Origin of the sequence: Amycolatopsis thailandensis, from assembly GCF_002234405.1 — a bacterium.
Lineage (GTDB): Bacteria > Actinomycetota > Actinomycetes > Mycobacteriales > Pseudonocardiaceae > Amycolatopsis > Amycolatopsis thailandensis.
Window position 1 is genome coordinate 1 of the sequence record NZ_NMQT01000303.1, and the last position, 1,136, is coordinate 1,136.

At 68.0% G+C, this 1,136-nt stretch carries 1 protein-coding gene; it reads right to left on the reverse strand.

The annotated features are described in order from the left end of the window. On the reverse strand, window positions 1-812 hold an 812-nt coding region (locus tag CFP71_RS42475), incomplete at its 3' end, for an MFS transporter (RefSeq protein WP_143267310.1). Window positions 813-1,136: the final 324 nt, after the last annotated feature.

Here is a 1,136-nt window from a genome sequence, read left to right on the forward strand (position 1 = left end):
GGCGGGCGGGCGACGAGCTTCAGGTCCAGCAAGGGATGGCGGGCGGTCTTCTGACGAAGGACGAAGCCGGTTCCGACGACGAGCGCGGCCACAGTGACGGCCCACGGCAGACCTGACGCGCCGCCTTCTTCGACGAAGAGCGTGGGGGCGAGCAGCGCGAGGACGATCGTCGCGGTTCCCAGAACGGCACCCGCGACGTCAATCGGGTCGCGGTGCAGCTCGGCGGGATCGTCGGCGGGGATGCCGGTCCGGATGCCGAGGAACGCGAGCGCGGCGACCGGCACGTTCACCAGCAGCAATGCCTGCCACGGCGCGACGGCCAGCGCGAGTCCGCCGGCGGTGGGGCCGAGCGCCAGCCCGACCAGGCCCACGGTCGAGATGACAGTGGTCGCGCGGACGCGCAGCACGTCCTCGTCGAACAGGCGGAACGCGAGGGCGAGCGACCCCGGTGTCGTCATCGCCGCCGCGACACCCATGACCGCCCGGACGGCGATCAGCTGCCACGCGACGGTGACGAACGCCGTGGCCAGGCTCGCCACGGCGAGGAGCACGAGCCCGATGAGCATGACCTTGCGCCTGCCCACCCGGTCGGCCAGCGCGCCGAAGGCCAGCATCAGCCCGCCGAACACGACGGAATACGCCCCGGTCACCCATTGCAGGGTGGTCGTCGAGGCGGAGAGTTCGCGGCCGATGGTCGGCAACGCGACGTTGAGGATCGAGTTGTCGAGCATCTCGAACAGGAACACGGCCGAGAGCCCGGCAAGTGCGGGCCACGCGCCCTTCAGGGAACGGCTCTGAACAGGGGAACGCAAAGGTCGACTCCTTCGAGGTGAAGGAGTGACGGATCATTCGATCTCGTGTATGCGCGTGCTCAGCACGTTTCTACCCCGATGACTCGATCATACGGCACCCACTGGTGACACGGAATGTGACTTACGTGTGCGGCGATGGTCGTGAGTGATGAGGACGGTTCGAGCCAACCGTGTCTTGGGTACCCCGCTGGGTTCTGGCTGCGGCGGGTCGCGAGTCCGGTCCGTGAAGGCCTCCTTCCCTAGGGTTCCGGCTAAGTCGCGTGAGCGGGTCGTGAGTGGCGTTTCGGGTTCTGGCGGACCCGTATTTACCTGTCCACTGGGGTG